This is a genomic window from Paraburkholderia sp. J11-2 (assembly GCF_905220185.1).
GTDB lineage: Bacteria > Pseudomonadota > Gammaproteobacteria > Burkholderiales > Burkholderiaceae > Paraburkholderia.
In genome coordinates, this window is record NZ_CAJMYY010000001.1 from 137676 (window position 1) to 158457 (window position 20782).

A 20782-nucleotide genomic window follows, 5' to 3' on the forward strand; every position below is an offset into this window, starting at 1 on the left:
GCTTCGAAGGACGTAGAAGGCATGTTCGATCAGGTGGTTTTCGCCGGCGGCGGCAATCGCTGCTGGTGGCAGGCAGGGTTCTGGGACATCGTCCAGCCCGAGCTGCGCATTCGCCCGCGCGTCATTACGGGCATTTCGGCGGGCGCGGCCACCGCGTGCATGCTCTACACGCGCGACGCCGACTGGGTCATGCGCTATTACGAGGAAGCGCTGCGCCACAACAAGCGCAACGCCTACTGGGGCAATCTGCTGCGCGGCGAATCGGTGTTCCCGCATTACCGCATTTATCGGCAGGCGCTGCTCGACATCTACGGCGAGCCGTTCACGCAGCTCCAGAACGCGCCTGAGATCCGCATCGGCGTGTCGCATGTGCCGCGCTGGCTCGGCGCGCGCAGCGCCGTGGCGGCGGGTCTCATCGCGTACAACATCGAAAAGCACATTCGCAAGACGCTGCATCCCACGCTCGGGCGCAAGCTCGGGTTTCATCCGGAGTTCGTGACGGCGCAGGAATGCGCGAGCGTGGAGGATCTGGCTGATCTCATCCTGCAGTCGTCGTGCACGCCGCCGTTCACGCCGGTGCTGCGGCGCGACGGCCGTCCGGTGCTCGACGGCGGCATGGTCGACAACGTGCCGGTCGGCGCGCTCGACGAGACGCCCGGCCGTGTGCTGGTGATGGTGACGCGGCTTTATCCGCGTCCGCAGATGTTCGTGGTGCGGCACCAGGCGGCGCAGGGCGTGCAGCAGCGCCTGTACGTGCAGCCATCGGCGAAGGTGCCGATCTCGAGCTGGGACTACACGAGCCCGCAGCAGATGCAGCACGCCTACAACCTCGGCCGCGTGGACGGCGAGCGTTTCCTCACGCGTTTGCCAGACGTCATGGAATCGGCCGCGCACGCCTGAGCGCACGCGGCCGGATCAAAAGCAGCCGGAAAGATGCAGGAAGGGCGGCGCGCGCCGCCCGCGTGCGGTCGCGCTTACTTGCGGCGGCCGCCTTGCAGCGCTTCGGGGTTCGCGACGTTTGCGTGGTCGCCCGCATCGAACGCGAGGATGTTGCGGAACGCCGCGCCGAAGTACAGCTCGTAGCTCTCGCGCTCCACATAGCCGATGTGCGGCGTGCAGATCACGTTTTCCATGCGCAGCAGGCTGTAGCCCTGCAGGATCGGCTCGCTTTCGTACACGTCGATCGCGACCATGCCCGGCCGGTTTTGCGAGAGCGCGCCGAGCAGCGCGTTTTCTTCCATCAGCTCCGCGCGGCTCGTGTTGACGAGCAGCGACGTGGGCTTCATGCGCAGCAGGTCTTCCTGCTTCACGATCCCGCGAGTGTCATCGTGCAGGCGTAGATGTAGCGACAGCACGTCGCTCTCTTCGAAAATCGCCTCGCGGCTTGCGGCGGCTTCGTAGCCGTCGGCGCGCGCCGCTTCGAGCGAATGCTCGCGGCCCCACACCAGCACGCGCATGCCAAAGGCCTTGCCGTAGCCGGCCACGAGACGGCCGATCTTGCCGTAGCCCCAGATGCCGAGCGTCTGGCCGCGCATCACCGTGCCGAGGCCAAAGTTGGGCGGCATGGCCGACGTCTTGAGGCCCGACTGTTGCCACGCGCCCTGCTTGAGGTTGGCGACGTACTGCGGAATGCGCCGTTGCGCGGCCATGATGAGCGCCCACGTGAGTTCGGCGGGCGCGACGGGCGAGCCGGTGCCTTCGAGGACGGCGATGCCGCGCTCGGTGCAGGCGGGGATGTCGATGTGCGGACCGGCCTTGCCCGTCTGGCTGATCATGCGCAGATGCGGGAGCTTGTCGAGCAGTTGCGAGGTGATGCGGGTGCGTTCGCGAATCAGAACGAGCGCGTCGACTTCGGCGAGACGGCTGGCGAGCTGGCCGAGGCCTCGCACCGTGTTGTTGAAAACCTTGACCTCGTGGTCGGCGAGCAATTGAAAGCAGTCGAGCTTGCGGACGGCGTCCTGGTAGTCGTCAAGGATGGCAATTTTCATGGCGGCGGGTTGTTTTGCGTGTTTTGTATCGCGCCATGCGTGGCGCGACTTCGGTGTTCATCTGGTGGTTATCCCACTATGCAGCGCCGCGAAGGCTGGTATGAATATGGGGAGCCTTCACGTCGCTCGCCGCGTGCAGCATCGGGCATTGCAATTGCACCACCTCAAGGCTACGCACGCAGGATTTTTGACGCGGCAATCAGCCGCGAATTTGCAACTTTTAACAGCTTGTCGGGCTCCGATGCAAGCCGCTTTACAGACGGTTTCGAACCCCAGGCTAAAGGACCTTGACGACCTGCCCAACTGCGCGGACCGATTCGCATGTTGATCTGCCATCAACATTCGGTTCGCATGAGTTGCGCCTCTCGCGTGCAGCGTCTACAAGGGCCGATCCCCTTTTTACAGCCCTAAAAATGGAGACAGCTCGATGAACCATCCCGATTACCAAGCCCAGGCCGCCGCGCAGGTGCCCGCCTGGGTCCGGCACCGGAAATTGATCGATTGGGTGCATAAAATCGCTGCGCATACCCAGCCGGACCACATTGTCTGGTGCGACGGTTCGCAGGAGGAATACGACCGCCTGTGTGCGCAGATGGTCGAGGCGGGCACGATGCGCCGCCTCAATCCGCTCAAGCGCCCGAATTCGTATCTCGCCTGCTCCGATCCCTCGGACGTCGCGCGCGTGGAAGACCGCACCTTCATTTGCTCGCCCAACAAGGAAGACGTCGGCCCCACCAACAACTGGGTCGCGCCTGCAGAAATGCGCACGACGCTCGACGGCCTGTTCGCGGGCTCGATGCGCGGCCGCACGATGTACGTCGTGCCGTTCTCGATGGGCCCGCTCGGCTCGCCTATTGCGCATATCGGCGTGGAGCTTTCCGATAGTCCCTACGTGGCCGTGAACATGCGCATCATGACGCGCATGGGCCGCGCGGTGTACGACGTGCTCGGCGAAGACGGCGCGTTCGTGCCGTGCGTGCACAGCGTGGGCGCGCCGCTCGCGGCGGGCGAGAAGGACGTGCCGTGGCCGTGCAACCAGACGAAGTACATCGTCCACTTTCCGGAAACGCGCGAGATCTGGAGCTATGGCTCGGGTTACGGCGGCAATGCGCTGCTCGGCAAGAAATGCTTCGCGCTGCGCATCGCCTCGACGATGGGCCGTGACGAAGGCTGGCTCGCCGAACACATGCTGATTCTCGGCGTGCGCTCGCCGGAAGGCCGCAAGTACCACGTCGCGGCGGCGTTCCCTTCGGCGTGCGGCAAGACGAACTTCGCCATGCTGATTCCGCCGCCTGCCATGAACGGCTGGGAAATCACCACGATCGGCGACGATATCGCGTGGATCAAGCCCGGCGCCGACGGCCGCCTCTATGCGATCAATCCGGAGGCGGGTTACTTCGGCGTGGCGCCGGGCACCGGTGAAAAGACCAACTTCAACGCCATGGCGACGCTCAAGGAGAACGTGATCTTCACGAACGTCGCGCTCACCGACGACGGCGACGTCTGGTGGGAAGGCATGACCGACGAGCCGCCCGCACACGCAATCGACTGGATGGGCAACGACTGGACGCCTGCCATCGGCAAGGAAACCGGCCGTAAGGCCGCGCATCCGAACGCACGCTTCACGGCGCCGGCTTCCCAGTGCCCGTCGATCGATCCCGAATGGGAGAACCCGAAAGGCGTGGCCATCGACGCGTTCATCTTTGGCGGCCGCCGCTCGACCACGGTGCCGCTCGTGACCGAGGCGCGCGACTGGACCGAGGGCGTCTACATGGCCGCGACCATGGGCTCGGAAACCACGGCCGCTGCGGCGGGGCAGCAGGGCGTGGTGCGCCGCGATCCTTTCGCGATGCTGCCGTTCTGCGGCTACAACATGGCCGAGTATTTCGGCCATTGGCTCGACGTGGGCGAGCGCCTCGCCACGACCGGCGCGACGCTGCCGCGCATTTTCTGCGTGAACTGGTTCCGCAAGGGGCCGGATGGCAAGTTCGTGTGGCCGGGCTTCGGCGAGAACATGCGCGTGCTCGAATGGATGGTGCGCCGTATCGAAGGCAAGGCCACGGGCGACGAGCACGCATTCGGCGTGTCGCCGCGCTACGGCGATCTCGACTGGAGCGGTCTGAACTTCACGCAGGCGCAGTTCGAACAGGTGATCTCAGTGGACGCCAACGACTGGCGTGCCGAACTCGCGCTGCACGCCGAGCTGTTCGACAAACTCGCTCATGGTTTGCCGGAAGTGTTGAAGGACGCTCGCAAGACGCTGGAAGCACGCCTCTAATCATGTGACGTGAGCGCTCACTAACTGAGTGGCCGCCTTCGGGCGGCCATTTCTATTTCCGGGGTCGAATGCATTGGTGCAGTGCAGAGGCCCGTCTGTTCGGCGTCTGACTGGTTATCTCGCTGCGATGCGCAAAATTGTTTCGTTCGAGGTAACAATCGGACCTCTGTTAATGCATTTTGGGGCGCAGTCGCAGAATTCGTAAAGAAAATAAGGGCTTCGGAGGCAACTTCTGCACGATTTCTGCTGTCGTAGGAGAATTCGCGGTTTCCTCCGCTGATTAACAGCGGGGTAGTAACAGGCAGGAGTTGTCTCATGGATCATTTGCAGTCGATGCGAGTATTCGTCAAAGTGGCCGACCTCGGCAGTTTCGCCCGGGCCGCCTCCGCGATGGATATCTCCAACGCGGTTGCGACGCGGCACGTTGCCGACCTCGAAGGTCGGCTCGGCACGCGTTTGCTCAATCGCACGACCCGCAGTCTCTCCCTGACCGAATCGGGTCAGGTCTATCTCGAGCGCGCCCGCCAGATTCTCGATGAGCTCGAGGATGTCGAACAGATGGTCGTCGCGCGCAATCACGAACCCGTCGGCACGCTGCGTATCGTCGCGCCGGTCGTTTTCGGGCTCCACAATCTCGCTCCGGTGCTGCAGACGTACACGCAGCGTTATCCGCAAGTCATTCCCGACGTCACGCTGGTCGACCGTCAGGTGGATCTCGTCGAAGAAGGTTTCGATCTGGGCGTCGTGACCGCGCGCCAGATGCGTAGCGCGAGCATTGTCACGCGACGCCTCACGACCGGCTGCATGACGGTATGCGCGACGCCGGCGTACCTCGAAAAGCACGGTACGCCCACGCGCCCCGAGCACCTCATGGAGCACCCGAGCCTCTCGCTGCCCTCCGAGTACTGGGGCGACGAGCGCGTCTTCACGGGGCCTGAAGGCGAAGTCCGCGTGCGCCCGACCAATGTGATCGTGGCGAACAACACCGAGATGCTGCGCCAGTTCGCGCTGCTCGGCATGGGCATTGCGATCCTGCCGAGCTACCTGATTGGCCGCGACATGACGCGCGGGCGTCTCGTGCGGCTGCTTGGCGACTATCGTCTGCCGCAGGTGGAAATCAACGTCGCGTATCCGAGCCGCCGTCACCTGCCGGCCAAGGTGCGCACGTTCATCGACCACCTTGTCGAGCACTTCAGCCAGACGCCGAACAGCCAGCTTGGCGAGCAGTGGGTCAAGGACGGCCTTGCGCGCCCGGCCGTGGCGGGTCGCAATGGCGTGGCGAGCGACGACTACGACGGCGCGCAGCCCGTGCCGGGTGGGAGCCTGCACGACGGCGAGCACAACGGCGTGGAAGCCGATCGCGCACCGAAGGCGGCGCGCGCTTCGGCGGCGCGTACGCGGACGTCGGCGATCTCGCCGCTATAAGCTCGATATCGCCGGTCATCGGGCGATAAAAAAGGCGCAGCTTCGTGAGAAGCTGCGCCTTTTTGTTTGGCTGCGCCTTGGTCGAGGGCGGCCCCGGCCCTTGAACGGATCGCTTAGGAGCCCGTCTTGCGCGCCGGCGTCTTGCGGGCAGCCGTCTTGCGTGCCGGTGCGGCTTTGGCGGCCGCCGTTTTGCGTGCGGGCTTGGCCTTGCCTTCTTCTGCCGAATCCGCCGCGTCGTTCGCGGCATCGTCCTTAGCCTCAGCCGATGCGGCCGACTTCTTCGCGGCCGTCTTGGCCGCCGTCTTCGCGCTCGGCTCCTTCTTCTCGAACTCGAAGCCGATCTTGCCATCCGGCTGTTTGACGAGGAAAGCCTTGAAGTTGCGGCCCGTACGCGACGACTTGAAGTTCGTCAGCAAGTCGGTCCGGCCTTCGGCCAGCAGCTTCGCCATCTGGTCACGCGTGATTTCCTGCTGGAGGATCACCTTGCCCGAGCGGAAGTCGCAGGTCTTCGGATTCGCGACCGAGTGCTCGCACACATAGCTCATGCCGTGCTCGAACACGTGACCCTTGCACTTCGGGCAGGCACCCACCGGCTCCTGCTGCGAGAAGTCAGGCGCTTCGCCATCTTCGGTCCCCTGGTCCTGGCCGAAATCGAACTCAAGCTTGTAGTTCTTGATTTCGTCGTCGAACGAGAGCTTGAGGATGGCCGAGAACGGCCGGCCCATCTTGCTGCGGAAGCCCGAGAGCGGGCCGATCGTCTTGTTCTGCAGCAGCTCTTCCACTTCGGGGATTTCGAACTGGCGGCCACCCGGAATCTTCGAGATCGAGAACTCGCACTTCGTGCATGCGAAACGGCGATAGTTTTCCTTCACCTGGCCGCCGCAATTCGGGCACGGCGTGGTCAACGTCGCGTAGTCGCCGGGGATCGTGTCCGAGTCGTATTCCTTCGCGCGCTTCACGATGGTCTGCGTCATGCGGGCGATTTCCTGCATGAACGCGTCGCGCGGCAGCTTGCCGCGCTCCATCTGCGAAAGCTTGTACTCCCATTCGCCGGTGAGTTCCGGCGCGGTGAGTTCTTCCACGCCCAAGCCGCGCAGCAGTGTCATGAGCTGGAACGCCTTGGCCGTGGGAATCAGCTCTCGCCCTTCGCGCACGAGATACTTTTCGCCCAGCAGACCTTCGATGATGGCCGCGCGCGTGGCCGGCGTGCCAAGACCCTTGGCGGCCATGGCCTCGCGCAGCTCTTCGTCGTCCACGAGCTTGCCCGCGCCTTCCATCGCCGAAAGCAGCGTCGCTTCGTTGTAGCGCGCAGGCGGCTTGGTCACGAGTTGATGCGCTGCGATCTTGTCGGTCTTGACCTTCTCGTCCTTCTTCACCGGCACGAGGTTGGCGTCGTCGCCGGCCGCGTCGCGGCCATAGACCTGCAGCCAGCCCGGTTCGACCAGCACCTTGCCTTCAGTCTTGAAGTGATGACCGGCGACTTCGGTAATGCGCGTGGTGACGCGATATTCCGCGGCCGGGAAGAACACGGCGAGGAAGCGCTTCACCACGAGGTCGTAGAGCTTCTGCTCAGGCTCGGAAAGCGACTTCGGCGCCTGCAGCGTGGGGATGATGGCGAAGTGATCGCTGATCTTCGAGTTGTCGAAAATGCGCTTGTTCGGCTTCACCCAGCCCTTGTCGAGCACCTGCTTGGCGTGCGGCAGGTAGTTGTTGCTCTCCTTGAGCATCTCGAGCGTTTCTTTCACGGTGCCGAGGTAGTCCTCGGGCAGCGCGCGCGAATCGGTACGCGGGTAAGTGAGCACCTTGTGCTTTTCGTACAGCGCCTGAGCAAGACCCAGCGTGTTCTTGGCCGAAAAGCCGAAGCGGCCGTTGGCTTCGCGCTGCAGGCTCGTCAGGTCGAAGAGCGCGGGCGAGAGCTGCGTGGACGGCTTCGATTCTTCGGTGACCGTGCCTTCACGGCCGTGGCAGGCCGCGACGATGGTTTCGGCGGCCGGCAGGCTCCAGAGGCGCGAGTCGCGCTTTTCCGGATCGAACTCGTCCTTCTTGAATTTCGGGTCGTACCAGCGGCCTTCGTAGAAGCCGCCCGCACAGACGAACTCCGCGCGCACTTCCCAATAGTCGCGCGGAATGAAGCGGCGGATTTTCTCTTCACGTTCGACGACGATCGACAACGTTGGTGTCTGAACGCGGCCAACTGTCGTGAGGAAGAAGCCGCCGCCCTTGCTGTTGAAGGCGGTCATCGCGCGCGTGCCGTTGATGCCGACGAGCCAGTCGGCTTCCGAGCGGCAGCGGGCGGCGTCGGCAAGCGGCTGCATGTCGTGGTCGCTGCGCAGGTTCGCGAAACCGTCGCGAATCGCCTGCGGCGTCATCGACTGGAGCCACAAGCGCTGGACCGGCTGCTTCGCCTTCGCGTGCTGGGCGATGAGGCGGAAGATCAGCTCGCCCTCGCGCCCCGCGTCGCAGGCGTTGATGAGCTGCGTGACATCCTTGCGCTTCATCAGCTTGTTGAGCACCTTGAGCCGCGATTCGCTCTTGGCGATCGGGTTCAGGTCGAAGTGCGGCGGGATCACGGGCAGGTGAGCGAAGCTCCACTTGCCGCGCTTGACCTCGTATTCCTCGGGCGCTGCGATTTCCAGCAGATGGCCGACCGCCGACGAGAGCACGTAATCGTCGCTCTCGTAGTACTCGTCATGCTTGGTAAAACCGCCCAGAGCGCGCGCGATGTCGTTCGCGACGGATGGCTTCTCGGCGATGATCAGAGCTTTGGACATGACTGGTTGCTTGTGGGTGTATCCGGTTGGCGCCCCGGGGCCGATGCCGCCTGAATGGGCGCTTGGGCGCGATGCCCTGCGTTGCCGCCCCGCTCGGGGGGCCGTTCTCGACCGCTTTATAGCACATGGCGCGGCGGCGTCGATTTTTGCGTCATCTCTTGACGACACCTGCGCACGCGCCAGGGCGCCCAATCATAAGGGCGCGCTTGGTCGTGCGGCAAGCGGGGCGTCTGATCGGGGTCAGATGTTGGGTGCGCTCAAACGGCGCTCAGGGCGGGGCGCAGCTTGGGCGCGTCGGCCACGCCCGGTAGCGCCCTGAGGTCCGAGAGCATGCGCTCGACCACGGCGGCATGCGGCAGGACCGTGCCGAAAAAGCGCGTGGCGTGGCCGTCTTCGATCAGGATCGTCGGGAAGTTCTCGACGTCGAGATCGTCGAAGCGGTCGGCATGAGTTTCGATGTCGATGTACGCGAAGCAGACATCGGGATGCGCATCGGCGATACGGTCGAACGTGGCCCGGTAGTCGCGGCACGTCCCGCACCACTGCGCGCACAGGCACGCGACGAACAGCGTGTCCTGATTGCTGACACGCTCTGCGATCTTGTCGGCGTCGGTGTCGAGGTCTAGCGCGGGCATGGTCGTTCCTTGCGTTCTCTTATATATAGAGCGGGGTATTTGGCGCGAATGTATCACGGCGGCGCGCGGGCGGTGATGCTCCCTCAATCCACAGCATGAGCCGGCTCAGTTCTCGCGACTGGCCCGCACGAACCAGCCGCCGGGCAGGGCGTCGAGGTGCCCCGCGAGTTCGAGTTGCAGCAGCGTGCCTTGCAGCACCGCTTCAGCCATGTCGGTGCGTTGGGCAAGGATTTCAACCGTGGCTGGCGCGTGTCCGAGCGCGTGGAGCAGGCGCCGGGCCTCGGCCCCCAAGCTGGCGGGTGGTTTTCGTGCTTCCGCGCGCGGACGTTCGAGCGGCTGCGGTAGCGTCTCACCCGTGTCGCGCCGTGTGCGATCGAACGGAACCGAGACTTTCTGGCGGTGCGGCTCACGCCGTGACGCGAGCGCGCGCCCGGCACCAGAGGGTTGCCCGATGTTCAGCGCATCGAGCACTTCCTCGGGCGATTCGACCAGCTGAGCGCCCTGCTTGATGAGCCCGTGGCAGCCGCGCGTGAGCGGCGCGTGGATCGAGCCGGGCAGCGCGAATACGTCGCGCCCCATCTCGTTGGCGAGCCTTGCCGTGATGAGCGAGCCCGAACGTTGCGCGGCCTCGATCACCACTACGCCCTCCACGAGCGCGGCAATCACGCGATTGCGCTGCGGAAAGTTCGCGGAACGCGCCGGAGTGCCGAGCGGCCATTCGGAGACGAGCGCGCCGTGCGAGGCGATCTCCGTGGCGAGCGGATGATGGGCCGGGGGGTAGACGAGATCAGCGCCTGTGCCGATCACGGCGACGGTGCCGCCATGCTCGTGGAGCGCGCCGCGATGCGCGGCGCCGTCCACGCCGAGCGCGAGCCCCGAGACGACCGTGAGACCCGCCGCGGCGAGTGTGCGCGCGAAGCGCGCTGCGTCGTCGATGGCCTGCGGCGTGGCGCTGCGGCTGCCCACCACGGCTACTGCGCGCGCGTGAAGCAGCTCGAGCCGGCCCTTTGCGTAGAGCAGCGGCGGTGGATCGGGCATGTCGAGCAGGCGTGGCGGATAGGCCGGATCGGCGAGTGTGACGAGCGCGTTGCCGGGTGCCGCGCACCAGGCCTGCAACGCTTCTAGCTGTGCTGTGAAATCCGGGCGGGGCCCGGCCAGTGCAGCGTGCGCGGCTTGTGCTCCAGCCACCGCGGCGAGTGCGACGAACGGTTGAGCCAGCACGTTTTGAGGCAGGCCGAACGCGCCGAGCAGCGCACGCAGCGCAGCGGGCCTCAGGCCAGGCGCGAGGGCGAGGCGCAGCCAGGCGGCCAGTTCCTCGGGAGACAGCGGCAAGGTCGTCGGCATTGCGTTCCCCGGGCGCGGACGGTTTGCCGCACCTCGTGATAAAATTTTCACCATCCGAAATACACCGTGGCGTCTTTACCCGTGGCACTGCGCGCACGCCTTCTGGCGCGGCGCACTCGCACGGGCGAGCGCGCGTTCAACGTTGAATTGCGGCCGTTTCGTCCGAATATGTGTGCATATCCTCCGTATCCGGCATGGGACCCGCAAGCTGGCCGAATAGCCAGGCCGCGCATCGTTCCCTGTTCCTGGCTTTTTCAGGCGCCCAACGAGAAACCCGTTAAATCATGGCTCTACTGAACATTCTTCATTACCCGGACAAGCGTCTGCACAAGGTCGCGAAGCCGGTCGAGGTGGTCAACGACCGCATCCGCAAACTGGTCGCCGACATGGCCGAAACCATGTACGCCGCGCCGGGCGTCGGCCTCGCGGCCACCCAGGTCGACGTGCACGAGCGCGTCGTGGTGATCGACGTTTCCGACGCGCACGACGAGCTGCGCGTATTCATCAACCCGGAAATCATCTGGTCGAGCGCGGAGCGTGAAGTGCATGAGGAAGGCTGTCTTTCCGTGCCGGGCATCTACGACGAAGTCGAGCGCGCGGAAAAGGTGCGCGTGCGCGCGATGAACGAAAAGGGCGAGACGTACGAGGTGGACTGCGAAGGGCTGCTCGCGGTCTGCATCCAGCACGAAATGGATCACCTGATGGGCAAGGTGTTCGTCGAATACCTTTCTTCGCTCAAGCAAACGCGCATCCGCAGCAAGATGAAGAAGCTCGAACGCGCGATGTAATCGCGATTTGATCGCGTTACGTCGCGCCGTCTCTTTCTTCATCAACCAGCCACGCACCGAGCGCCCATGAGCCACACCCTTCGCGTTATCTTCGCCGGCACGCCGGAATTCGCCGCCGCGGCGCTCGCTGCGATTCACGAAGCGGGCTTTGCCGTGCCGCTCGTCCTCACCCAGCCGGACCGTCCCGCGGGCCGTGGCATGAAGCTCCAGGCAAGCCCGGTCAAGCGCTACGCGCAGGAGCACGGCATCGCCGTTGCCCAGCCGCCGTCGCTGCGCCGCACGGGCAAGTATCCGGAGGAAGCGGCCGCGGCGCTGGATCTGCTGCGCGCCACGCCGCACGACGTGATGGTGGTCGCAGCCTACGGGCTGCTGCTGCCGCAGGAAGTGCTGGACATCCCGCCGCGCGGCTGCATCAACATTCATGGGTCTATCCTGCCGCGCTGGCGCGGCGCCGCGCCGATTCACCGCGCGATCGAAGCCGGCGACGACGAGACCGGCATCACGCTCATGCAGATGGACGCGGGCCTCGACACCGGCCCGATGATCTCCGAGGTGCGCACGCCAATCGCGCCGGGCGACACCACGGCGACGCTGCACGACCGCCTGGCGCAACTCGGCGCGAAGCTGATCGTGGATGGGCTCGTCGCACTCGAGCGCGACGGCGCGCTGTCCAACACGCCGCAGCCGGCTGAGGGCGCGACCTACGCCGAAAAGATCGGCAAGCAGGAGGCGGCACTCGACTGGCGCCGGCCGGCCGTGGCGCTCGCGCGCCAGATTCGTGCGTTCGATCCGTTCCCGGGCGGCGCCGGCACGCTGGACGGCGCGCAACTGAAGCTGTGGGCCGGCGAGCCTGTGGAGCGTTTGGCCAGCGCGAGCGCCGAGCCGGGCGAGATTCTCGATGTGAGCCCGGCGGGCGTGGTGGTGGCGTGCGGCGAGGGCGCGCTGCGCCTCACGCAGCTGCAAAAGCCGGGCGGCAAGCGCCTGCCCGCGCGCGAATTCCTGGCCGGCATGCCGCTCGTGGCGGGCCAGCGTTTCCAGTTGCCCGAGGCCCCTGCGGCCTGAATCCGCGCTCGCGCCAGCGCCGGAAAATGGTCTTCAGGGCAAACGCCGCGCGGTGACCAGCGCGCTAGAATCAATGGCGTTTGAAGCGCGTGTTTCGATTTTGAGGTTGTCATGCCTGGCATCACCCATTTCGGTTTTTTCCTCGTCGCCGTGTTTCTCCTGAACGTGACGCCGGGCCCCGATACGGCCTATATCGTCGGCCGCAGCGTGGCGCAGGGCCGCGGCGCGGGCCTGGTTTCCGCACTGGGTATCTCGGCAGGCTGCTGCGTGCACACGCTCGCCTGTGCGTTCGGTTTGACGGCGCTGCTGGCAGCATCGGCCACGGCGTTCACGGTCATCAAGATCGTCGGCGCGATCTATCTCGTGTATCTGGGCGTGCGGCTCGTCCTCACGAAGCACGACGCCAAGCCGGCCGAAGGCGCCGCGCAAGCCACGCCGCCTGCCGCTGCCGCGCGGCCGCTGCGCCAGCTCTTCATTTCGGGTTTCTGCACCAACGTGCTCAACCCGAAGGTGGTGCTGTTCTTCGTTTCGTTCTTCCCGCAGTTCGTCACGACGGGAACTGAGCACAAGGCGCTCGCTTTCCTGACGCTCGGTGCCGTGTTCGTGCTGATGAGCACGGTCTGGAACGGCTTCGTCGCGTGGGTGGCGGGCAGTGTTACGCGGCGTTTTTCGGGCAAGGCTGGCGTGAAGAAGTGGCTCGACCGTACAGTCGGCTCGGCGTTTGTCGGCCTGGGCCTGAAGCTCGCGACGGCCACGCGCTGAGATTGAATTTTTCGCATCTGCCCATATCTAACAAATCGCTTACAATGCGCTCGCCCGCATATGGCTGACTGGCTGGCGGCGGGCGTTCAACGATCGATTGGATCCCCTGGTGGGTGAAGGAGCACAGCACATGTTCAACTGGGTCAAAACCGCGATGTTGATGGCCGCGATTACGGCCCTTTTCATCGTGATTGGCGGGCTGATCGGCGGGCATCGCGGGATGATGCTGGCGCTGTTCTTCGCGCTCGCCATGAACTTCTTCTCGTACTGGTATTCGGACAAGATGGTCCTGCGCATGTACAACGCGCAGGAAGTCGACGAGACCACGGCGCCGCAGTTCTATCGCATGGTCCGCGATCTGGCCACGCGTGCGGGCTTGCCGATGCCGCGCGTCTACCTCATCAACGAAGACGCGCCCAACGCCTTCGCTACCGGCCGCAACCCCGAGCACGCGGCGGTCGCGGCAACCACGGGTATCCTGCGCGTGCTGTCCGAGCGCGAAATGCGCGGCGTCATGGCGCACGAACTGGCGCACGTGAAGCACCGCGACATTCTGATCTCTACGATCTCGGCCACCATGGCCGGCGCGATCTCGGCGCTCGCCAACTTTGCGATGATCTTCGGCGGGCGCGACGAAAACGGTCGTCCGGCGAACCCCATCGCGAGCATAGCGGTGGCGCTGCTCGCGCCGATCGCGGGCGCGCTGATCCAGATGGCGATTTCGCGTGCGCGCGAGTTCGAAGCGGACCGTGGCGGCGCCGAGATTTCCGGCGATCCGCAGGCGCTCGCCTCGGCGCTCGACAAGATCCATCGCTATGCGCAGGGCATTCCGTTCCCGGCGGCCGAACAGCATCCGGCCACGGCGCAGATGATGATCATGAATCCGCTTTCGGGCGGCGGCTTGCAGAACCTCTTCAGCACGCACCCGTCCACGGAAGAGCGCATTCGCCGGTTGATGGAGATGGCCGCGGGCGGCAGACGCTAGTGCGCCAGGCAGTCACAAAAAACGCCTCTTCGGAGGCGTTTTTTTATTCAGCCCGTCGCCGCGGCGTCGCCGTCTACGTGTCGCATCTCTGTTCGAGCCGAAACCCGCAGTGTCCGTTGACGCAAGGAAACCACGAAGAACACGAAGTAGACGCCAACGAACCAGGACACATCGAGCGCGTAGTACACGTGTCCAAACTTGACGACGACCCACGCGGCGATGAACGCCAACGGTACGGCATAGAAGAACACGCGATCCATCCGGTTATCGCGGGTGCTGCTCTGGAATAGCGAAACGTAGCAGCACGCGAAAAACGGCGCGATGTCGTATTCCTTCATTCTTGGATTCAGCGCGAGACAGAATGCGAGGGCATAGAACAGCCGGCCAGGTAGGTTGGCGTTTTCGAGAACCATGAGTCGCCGCCCGCGCAACGGGTTGACCGCATACGCGAATAGCGCGACGACAACCCCTTCGTAGAACAGCACGTCCTCCAGCGTCGACAGCGTGCGGACGTGCTGTTCGAGTATCCCGAACAGCACGAGCCCGGAATCGTTCTGGGCGAGCATCTGCCAGCGCAGCAGGGTTTCGAAGTCGGTCCACAGACGCGGTTCCAGCACGAGCTGCGCGATGGTTGCGAGCGCAACACACAAAGGCACGGCGAAGAAATACCGCATGCCTTTGGGGATAAAAAAGAACACGAGGGCGTACGTGAGGAAGTAGATCTTGATGGAGGCGAAAAGGGCGATGAAAAACGCCAGCGCGCAATACTTCGCTGTCGCGCTAACGCTCGGCTGCGAGGCGTGCTGCGAACTACGCGGCGGTGCGTCCCCGGAAGCCGAATAAAAAAGCGCAATGATCAGCAAGTGACCGAAGATCGCGAAGTTTCCTGTCAGCATGCCTCCCACACCCGCGCCGCCGGTCAGAAAACCCAGCGCACCCGCGACGACGAAATCCGCATGCCTGACGCTCCAGGCGAGACAGATCAGCGACGCCAAAACGAACGCCAGATAGAGCCAGTGAAACGGAATGCGCGAGAAGAGGTTCAGGAAGATGGGCGGATACACGAACGGAAATCCGTGCGGGATATACGGATTTGCGCCGCGCTTGAACTGGTCCAGCGCGTACGCGTACACCTTGTAGTCCCAGAAAGGCGCGAACAGCTTTCCCCGCCCCTGCTGGTACACGGAAAAGAGCGCAACGAAGGCCAGGAACGCGAGGTCGTGTTTCTTCCCGAGTGGTTTCATGATGGCCGCGACGAAGCTTAAGGAGGCGTTTTCTGTCGCCATCATGCGGCGGGCCATTAGTCGGCATCCGCCAATATGTATCCAGACGAATTCATCGCCGCCGCCCTGCGCGCGCGGTGCGCCCAACCCGAATCGAACAGGGCAGGCAGTGTTGCGCGCTCGCCACGCTACAATGGCTCGCTTGTGCATCATTGACGCCGCGATTCACCGCGGCCCGCATCCGGTTTCTTCATGACAGCCAGCCCATCCCGGCGACCCAGCAAGCCGTCTCACGGCAAAAAGAGTTCCGCATCGTCTGCGCGCCAGGGCGCGGCGCCGGCACGCAGCCACGCTGTGCACCTGGCCCCCGATTCGCTCGGCTTCGCGCTCGACCAGGCTGCGCACGCGGTCGGCGCGGTGCGCGCCGGTGCGGCGCTGCCCGCCGCGCTCGCGAGCGCCTTCGCCGCCTTGCCCGCCGACTTCTCGCCACAGGCTCGCGGCGCCGTGCAGGACGTCGCGTATCGCACGATGCGGCGCCTGGGCACGGTCGACTGGCTGATCCGGCAGCGCGTGAGCAAGGCGCCCGCGCCGCACGTTGCGAATCTGCTCGCCTGCTCGCTGGCGTTGCTCGTGGAAGACGAAGCGAGCGCCGCCTACACGCCGTTTACGGTCGTCGATCAGGCCGTGCGCGCCGTGGGCGCGCGCCGCGAGATCGCCTTCGCGAAGGGGCTCGTCAATGCAGTGCTGCGCGGCTTTCTGCGCGAGCGCGACACGGCGCTGGCCGCCGCTCAGGCCGATGAAACCGTGCAGTGGAACTATCCGCGCTGGTGGATCGACGCGGTCCGCGCCGCGTGGCCCACGCAGTGGCAGGCAATTCTCACCGCTGGCAACACGCAAGGCCCGCTCACGCTGCGCGTGAACGCGCGCCGCTCGAGCGCCGCCGAATACGTCCAGCGGCTCGCCGCCGAAAACATCGCCGCCACGCAGATCGGCGAGCACGCCGTGCGTCTCGCCGCGCCGCTGCCGGTGGATCGCATTCCCGGCTTCATGGCGGGCGACGTGTCCGTGCAGGACGCCGGCGCACAGGTGGCCGCGCAAATTCTCGGCGTGCGCGACGGCATGCGCGTGCTCGACGCGTGCGCGGCGCCCGGCGGCAAGAGCGGTCATCTGCTCGAACTCGCCGACATCGATCTGATCGCGCTGGAGAGCGATGCCACACGCGCCGCGCGTATCGGCGAGAACTTCGCGCGCCTTGGCTTCGCGCAAGACGATCCCGCACATCCGGCGCGCCACGCAAGGATCGTGGTCGGCGACGCGGGCAATCCCGCCGCGTGGCACGACGGCGAGCGGTTCGATCGCATTCTCGCCGACGTGCCGTGCTCGGCCTCTGGCATCGTGCGCCGCCATCCGGACATCCGCTGGCTGCGCCGCGAGAGCGACATCGCGGCGCTGGCCGCCGAGCAGCGCCGCATCGTCGATGCGCTGTGGCCGCTCGTGAAGCCGGGCGGCGAGCTGCTCTACGTGACCTGCTCGATCTTCCCCGAGGAAGGCGAAGCGCAGGCGCGCTGGTTTGAAAGCACCCATGCGGATGCGGTACGATTGGACGCCCTGGGGCAACTGCTGCCCGAGGCGCTCGGCGCGCCGGCCCGGGGGCCGGGACGCGGCGCAGCCAAAGAGGCACGGCACGATGCCGATGCAAAGGCCGAAGTGACGGCAACCGGCTGCCCCGCTCCCGATCGCACCGCAGATCACGACGGATTCTTCTACGCGCGCTTTCAGAAACGGTGACCATCAAACGCTTCTTCCCGCTGCGGTTCGCGGCCCTGATCTGGCTGGTGCTCGCCGTCGTTGGCTTCGTGGCCGCAACGCCGGCGCGTGCCGACTCGATCGCGGTGCAGCGCGCGTCGCTCCAGGCCGACAGCAACGGCTGGAGCCTCGACGCCCGCTTCGACTTCGACCTCAACAGCAGCCTGGAAGACGCGGTCAACAAGGGCATTCCGCTCTACTTCACCACCGACTTCGAGCTCACGCGCGCGCGCTGGTACTGGTTCGACGAACAGCCGGTGAGCGTTTCGCAAAGCATTCGCCTGTCGTTCCAGCCGCTCACGCGCGAGTACCGCGTCTCGAGCGGCGGCCTGCAGCTCGGCTTCTCGTCGCTCGCGGAAGCGCTCGCGGTCATCAAGCACGTCACTTCGTGGCACGTGATCGACCCCAAAGACGTGCATGCCGGCGAAACGTACACGGCCTCGGTGCGCATGCAGCTCGACGTCGCGCTGATGCCCAAGCCGTTCCAGATCGACGCCGTGAACAACCGCGACTGGAACCTCGCTTCCGACTGGAAGCGCTTTAACTTCACGGTGACCGAACGTGCTAAATAAAGTGCGCCGCGCCACCAGCTTCAGCAGCGTCGTCGTCAAGCTGCTCGTTTCCACCGTCGCGTTCACCGCGACGCTGCTGCTCGTCCTGCTCGCCGCGGCGAGCGCGAACACCGAGTTCTTCGACCGCTACTACGGCTGGCTCTACGCGGCCAATATCGTCGTCGCGCTGATCTTCCTGTCGGTGGTCACGGCGCTGATGATCGTGATCGTCGTGCGCTTGAGGCGCGGCAAGTTCGGCACGCGCCTGCTGGCCAAGCTCGCGTTCTTCTTCGCGCTCGTGGGCGTGGTGCCGGGCGGCATCATCTATATCGTTTCGTATCAGTTCGTCTCGCGCTCGATCGAGTCCTGGTTCGACGTGAACGTGGAAACCGCGCTCACGGCAGGCCTGAATCTCGGGCGCGGCATGCTCGACGCCTCGCTGTCCGATCTGCAAACCAAGGGCCGTCTGATGGCCGAGCAGATCGCGAGCGGCGACGCCGCGGGCACGACGCTCACGCTGCTGCGCGCGCGCGACCAGTTCGGCGTGCAGGACGCGATGATCGTCGAGCCGGTGCGCAGCATGTCGGGCGCCGCGCCGGAAATGCACGTGGTGGCGCAGGCGTCGAGCAACTTCTCGTCGCTCATGCCCGCCGATATGCCCACCTCGCTCATGATCGATCAGGCGCGTGGGCGCGGCTATGCGGCGATCGAAGGCGAAGTGGACGGTGACCCGCATCAGCTTGGCTCGAAAGGCGCGCTGCGCTTGCGCGTGGTCACGCGCATTCCCGATGCGAACACAACGGATCTGCAGCCGGTCGAGCGCTTCCTGCAACTGGAGCAGCCGGTGCCGGCCGCGCTCGCGCGTAACGCCGACGCCGTGCAGCGCGCGTATCGCGAATATCAGGAGAAGGCGCTCGGCCGCACCGGCCTGCGCAAGATGTATATCGGCACGCTCACGCTGGCGCTCTTTCTCGCCACGTTCGTCGCGATGATGCTGGCGCTCGCGCTCGGCAACCAGCTTGCGAGACCGCTCTTCCTGCTCGCGCAGGGCACGAAGGAAGTGACCGAGGGCGACTACACACCGAAACGCGAGATCAAGTCGCGCGACGAACTGGGCTTTCTCACCCAGTCGTTCAACGCGATGACGCGCCAGCTTTCCGAAGCGCGCCAGGCCGTGGAGAAGAACCGCGTCGCGCTCGAGCATTCGAAGGCGTATCTCGAGAGCATTCTCGCGAACCTCACGGCGGGCGTGTTCGTGTTCGACCGGCAGTTCCGCCTCACGACGGCGAATCCCGGCGCGGAGCGCATCTTCCGTCAGCCGTTCCAGACGCAGCTCGGCGTCGCGCTCGACCATATCGGCGCGCTCACCGAGTTCGGCGCAATGGTGCGCAAGGCCTTCGCCGACCAGGAAGCTTCACGCACGGACCGCGAAGGCGACGATCAAGATCGCGGGCACTGGCAGCAGCAGTTCTCCGTGCCGATTCCGGGCGAGACCGATCCGCTCACGCTGCTCGTGCGCGGCGCGCGCCTCGTGTCCGATACGGGCCGCGACGCCGGCGACATGCAAACCTCGGGCTACGTCGTGGTGTTCGACGACATCTCCGACGTGATCTCGGCGCAGCGCTCGGTGGCGTGGGGCGAAGTCGCGCGGCGTCTTGCGCACGAGATCAAGAATCCGCTCACGCCGATCCAGCTCTCGGCCGAACGCCTGCAGATGAAGCTCTCCGACAAGCTCGCGCCAACCGACGCCGAAGTGCTCAAGCGCGGCGCGACCACCATCGTCAATCAGGTCGCGGCGATGAAGCAGATGGTCGACAACTTCCGCGATTACGCGCGCACGCCGCCTGCGGTGCTCGCGAACCTGCAGCTCAATGAACTCGTGAGCGAAGTGCTCACGCTCTACGGTGCGGGAGAAGGCAAGAGCGCGATCAAGGTCGAGCTCTCCGACTTGCCGGTCATACGGGGCGACGCCACGCAGTTGCGCCAGGTGATCCACAACCTGCTGCAAAACGCGCAGGACGCCGTGGCCGACACGCAGAATCCTCACGTGACGCTCGAGACCCGCGCCGTAGAATACGGAGACCCCGACGCGCAAGGCCGCACGCACGTGGCGGTGCGTCTCACGGTTTCGGACAACGGCCCGGGCTTCCCGGCGCGCATCCTCACGCGCGCGTTCGAACCCTATGTGACGACCAAGGCCAAAGGAACAGGACTCGGGCTTGCGATGGTCAAGAAGATCGTCGACGAGCACGGCGCGCGCATCGACATCCGCAATCGAATGAAAGCGGGCGATGTGATCGAAGGCGCGCAGATCTCGATTCTCTTTCTCCAGTTGGCAGACGACATCCCCCCGGATGCCGCCACGCCAGGACCCGGCCGAGCCGTGGCGGGGCAGGCGCGTGCCGACGCGGAGCAGGGATCAAAAGCAACAGTGCAGACAAGGGCAGCGTAAATGGCAACCATCCTGGTGGTAGATGATGAAATGGGCATCCGGGAATTGCTCTCGGAGATCCTCAGCGACGAAGGGCACGTCGTGGAGCTTGCGGAAGATGCGCAGCAGGCGCGCGACTTCCGGCAGCGCCAGGTGCCGGACCTCGTGCTGCTCGATATCTGGATGCCGGACACCGACGGCGTGACGCTGCTCAAGGAATGGGCCGCGCAGGGGCATCTCACGATGCCGGTCATCATGATGTCGGGGCACGCGACGATCGACACGGCGGTCGAGGCGACGAAAATCGGCGCGCTCAACTTCCTCGAAAAGCCGATCGCGCTGCAAAAGCTGTTGAAGGCGGTCGAGCAGGGGCTCGCGCGCGGCACGGCGGCGCCGGTCGCGCCGGCCACGGCGGCGGCAGCGGGGAAATCGGCGGCGGGCGGCCCGGCGGTCGTGGCATCGGCGGCGGCATTGCCGGTGCTGGGCGCCGACGGCGTGCATGGCATGCAGGCGGGCGCCACGGCCACGCAAACGGCTTCGATCTCGTTCGACATTCCGCTGCGCGACGCGCGCGACGCGTTCGAGCGCGCGTACTTCGAGTACCACCTCGCGCGCGAGAACGGCAGCATGACGCGTGTGGCCGAAAAAACGGGGCTTGAGCGCACGCACCTGTATCGCAAGCTCAAGCAGCTCGGCGTGGATCTCGGCAAGAGCAAGGGCGAGTGAGGGCCCG

Annotated in this window: 16 protein-coding genes; 11 read left to right on the forward strand and 5 right to left on the reverse strand. The window is 65.3% G+C overall.

What is annotated here, in order from left to right; genetic code table 11:
- The first annotated feature begins 21 nt into the window (after positions 1 to 21).
- A complete protein-coding gene (locus tag U5A57_RS00640) occupies positions 22 to 900 on the forward strand; it encodes a patatin-like phospholipase family protein (RefSeq protein ID WP_321907290.1) in 879 nt (292 codons plus the stop codon).
- Positions 901 to 974: 74 nt separating this feature from the next.
- Here the strand turns inward: U5A57_RS00640 and U5A57_RS00645 are convergent, their stop codons facing one another.
- Entirely contained in the window at positions 975 to 1988 is a 1014-nt protein-coding gene (locus tag U5A57_RS00645; protein WP_321907291.1) for a D-2-hydroxyacid dehydrogenase family protein, read from the reverse strand.
- 427 nt (positions 1989 to 2415) lie between these two features.
- Between U5A57_RS00645 and U5A57_RS00650 the strand changes: the two genes are divergently transcribed.
- Complete coding sequence (locus U5A57_RS00650; protein WP_321907293.1) at positions 2416 to 4266, forward strand: phosphoenolpyruvate carboxykinase (GTP); 1851 nt, start codon at positions 2416 to 2418, stop codon at positions 4264 to 4266.
- Between the two features lie 315 nt (positions 4267 to 4581).
- On the forward strand, positions 4582 to 5691 hold the full coding sequence (locus tag U5A57_RS00655; protein WP_321907294.1) for a LysR family transcriptional regulator: 1110 nt from the start codon (positions 4582 to 4584) through the stop codon (positions 5689 to 5691).
- A 113-nt stretch (positions 5692 to 5804) separates the two neighbouring features.
- Here the strand turns inward: U5A57_RS00655 and U5A57_RS00660 are convergent, their stop codons facing one another.
- From U5A57_RS00660 to dprA, 3 genes are all read right to left on the reverse strand, one after another.
- A complete protein-coding gene (locus U5A57_RS00660) occupies positions 5805 to 8462 on the reverse strand; it encodes a DNA topoisomerase III (RefSeq protein WP_321907295.1) in 2658 nt (885 codons plus the stop codon).
- A 257-nt stretch (positions 8463 to 8719) separates the two neighbouring features.
- Positions 8720 to 9097 (reverse strand): thioredoxin family protein, encoded by a 378-nt coding sequence (locus U5A57_RS00665; RefSeq protein ID WP_321907297.1) that lies wholly within the window; start codon positions 9095 to 9097, stop codon positions 8720 to 8722.
- Between the two features lie 105 nt (positions 9098 to 9202).
- On the reverse strand, positions 9203 to 10441 hold the full coding sequence (gene dprA, locus U5A57_RS00670) for a DNA-processing protein DprA (protein WP_321907299.1): 1239 nt from the start codon (positions 10439 to 10441) through the stop codon (positions 9203 to 9205).
- A gap of 284 nt (positions 10442 to 10725) precedes the next feature.
- On the opposite strand from dprA, the gene def reads away from it, so the two are divergent.
- The 4 genes from def (at position 10726) to htpX (ending at position 14038) form a co-directional block, all read left to right on the forward strand.
- The gene (gene def, locus U5A57_RS00675; RefSeq protein WP_158756635.1) at positions 10726 to 11229 is read left to right on the forward strand and encodes a peptide deformylase; all 504 of its coding nucleotides are present in this window, start codon (positions 10726 to 10728) and stop codon (positions 11227 to 11229) included.
- A 66-nt stretch (positions 11230 to 11295) separates the two neighbouring features.
- Positions 11296 to 12291, forward strand: a complete 996-nt coding sequence (gene fmt, locus U5A57_RS00680; protein WP_321907301.1) for a methionyl-tRNA formyltransferase — start codon at positions 11296 to 11298, stop codon at positions 12289 to 12291.
- Between the two features lie 111 nt (positions 12292 to 12402).
- Positions 12403 to 13053 (forward strand): LysE family translocator, encoded by a 651-nt coding sequence (locus tag U5A57_RS00685; RefSeq protein ID WP_321907303.1) that lies wholly within the window; start codon positions 12403 to 12405, stop codon positions 13051 to 13053.
- Positions 13054 to 13183: 130 nt separating this feature from the next.
- The gene (gene htpX / locus U5A57_RS00690; RefSeq protein WP_321907305.1) at positions 13184 to 14038 is read left to right on the forward strand and encodes a zinc metalloprotease HtpX; all 855 of its coding nucleotides are present in this window, start codon (positions 13184 to 13186) and stop codon (positions 14036 to 14038) included.
- A gap of 47 nt (positions 14039 to 14085) precedes the next feature.
- Here the strand turns inward: htpX and U5A57_RS00695 are convergent, their stop codons facing one another.
- Positions 14086 to 15282 (reverse strand): hypothetical protein, encoded by a 1197-nt coding sequence (locus U5A57_RS00695; RefSeq protein WP_321907307.1) that lies wholly within the window; start codon positions 15280 to 15282, stop codon positions 14086 to 14088.
- Between the two features lie 231 nt (positions 15283 to 15513).
- On the opposite strand from U5A57_RS00695, the gene rsmB reads away from it, so the two are divergent.
- The 4 genes from rsmB to esaR are packed head-to-tail and all read left to right on the forward strand — an operon-like array spanning position 15514 to position 20775.
- A complete protein-coding gene (gene rsmB, locus U5A57_RS00700; protein ID WP_321907309.1) occupies positions 15514 to 17049 on the forward strand; it encodes a 16S rRNA (cytosine(967)-C(5))-methyltransferase RsmB in 1536 nt (511 codons plus the stop codon).
- Positions 17046 to 17639 (forward strand): DUF4390 domain-containing protein, encoded by a 594-nt coding sequence (locus tag U5A57_RS00705; protein ID WP_321907311.1) that lies wholly within the window; start codon positions 17046 to 17048, stop codon positions 17637 to 17639. Before rsmB ends, U5A57_RS00705 begins: the two co-directional genes overlap by 4 nt.
- A complete protein-coding gene (locus tag U5A57_RS00710; RefSeq protein ID WP_321907312.1) occupies positions 17629 to 20070 on the forward strand; it encodes a PAS domain-containing sensor histidine kinase in 2442 nt (813 codons plus the stop codon). The genes U5A57_RS00705 and U5A57_RS00710 overlap by 11 nt, the downstream gene beginning before the upstream one ends.
- The gene (gene esaR / locus U5A57_RS00715; RefSeq protein WP_321907313.1) at positions 20071 to 20775 is read left to right on the forward strand and encodes a response regulator transcription factor EsaR; all 705 of its coding nucleotides are present in this window, start codon (positions 20071 to 20073) and stop codon (positions 20773 to 20775) included.
- Positions 20776 to 20782: the final 7 nt, after the last annotated feature.

Excerpts from the sequence above, each read along its gene's own strand:
- U5A57_RS00640 (WP_321907290.1), top strand. The coding sequence starts at position 22 with ATGTTCGATCAGGTGGTTTTCGCCGGCGGCGGCAATCGCTGCTGGTGG.
- U5A57_RS00645 (WP_321907291.1), bottom strand. The coding sequence starts at position 1,988 with ATGAAAATTGCCATCCTTGACGACTACCAGGACGCCGTCCGCAAGCTC.
- U5A57_RS00650 (WP_321907293.1), top strand. The coding sequence starts at position 2,416 with ATGAACCATCCCGATTACCAAGCCCAGGCCGCCGCGCAGGTGCCCGCC.
- U5A57_RS00655 (WP_321907294.1), top strand. The coding sequence starts at position 4,582 with ATGGATCATTTGCAGTCGATGCGAGTATTCGTCAAAGTGGCCGACCTC.
- U5A57_RS00660 (WP_321907295.1), bottom strand. The coding sequence starts at position 8,462 with ATGTCCAAAGCTCTGATCATCGCCGAGAAGCCATCCGTCGCGAACGAC.
- U5A57_RS00665 (WP_321907297.1), bottom strand. The coding sequence starts at position 9,097 with ATGCCCGCGCTAGACCTCGACACCGACGCCGACAAGATCGCAGAGCGT.
- dprA (WP_321907299.1), bottom strand. The coding sequence starts at position 10,441 with ATGCCGACGACCTTGCCGCTGTCTCCCGAGGAACTGGCCGCCTGGCTG.
- def (WP_158756635.1), top strand. The coding sequence starts at position 10,726 with ATGGCTCTACTGAACATTCTTCATTACCCGGACAAGCGTCTGCACAAG.
- fmt (WP_321907301.1), top strand. The coding sequence starts at position 11,296 with ATGAGCCACACCCTTCGCGTTATCTTCGCCGGCACGCCGGAATTCGCC.
- U5A57_RS00685 (WP_321907303.1), top strand. The coding sequence starts at position 12,403 with ATGCCTGGCATCACCCATTTCGGTTTTTTCCTCGTCGCCGTGTTTCTC.
- htpX (WP_321907305.1), top strand. The coding sequence starts at position 13,184 with ATGTTCAACTGGGTCAAAACCGCGATGTTGATGGCCGCGATTACGGCC.
- U5A57_RS00695 (WP_321907307.1), bottom strand. The coding sequence starts at position 15,282 with ATGAAACCACTCGGGAAGAAACACGACCTCGCGTTCCTGGCCTTCGTT.
- rsmB (WP_321907309.1), top strand. The coding sequence starts at position 15,514 with ATGACAGCCAGCCCATCCCGGCGACCCAGCAAGCCGTCTCACGGCAAA.
- esaR (WP_321907313.1), top strand. The coding sequence starts at position 20,071 with ATGGCAACCATCCTGGTGGTAGATGATGAAATGGGCATCCGGGAATTG.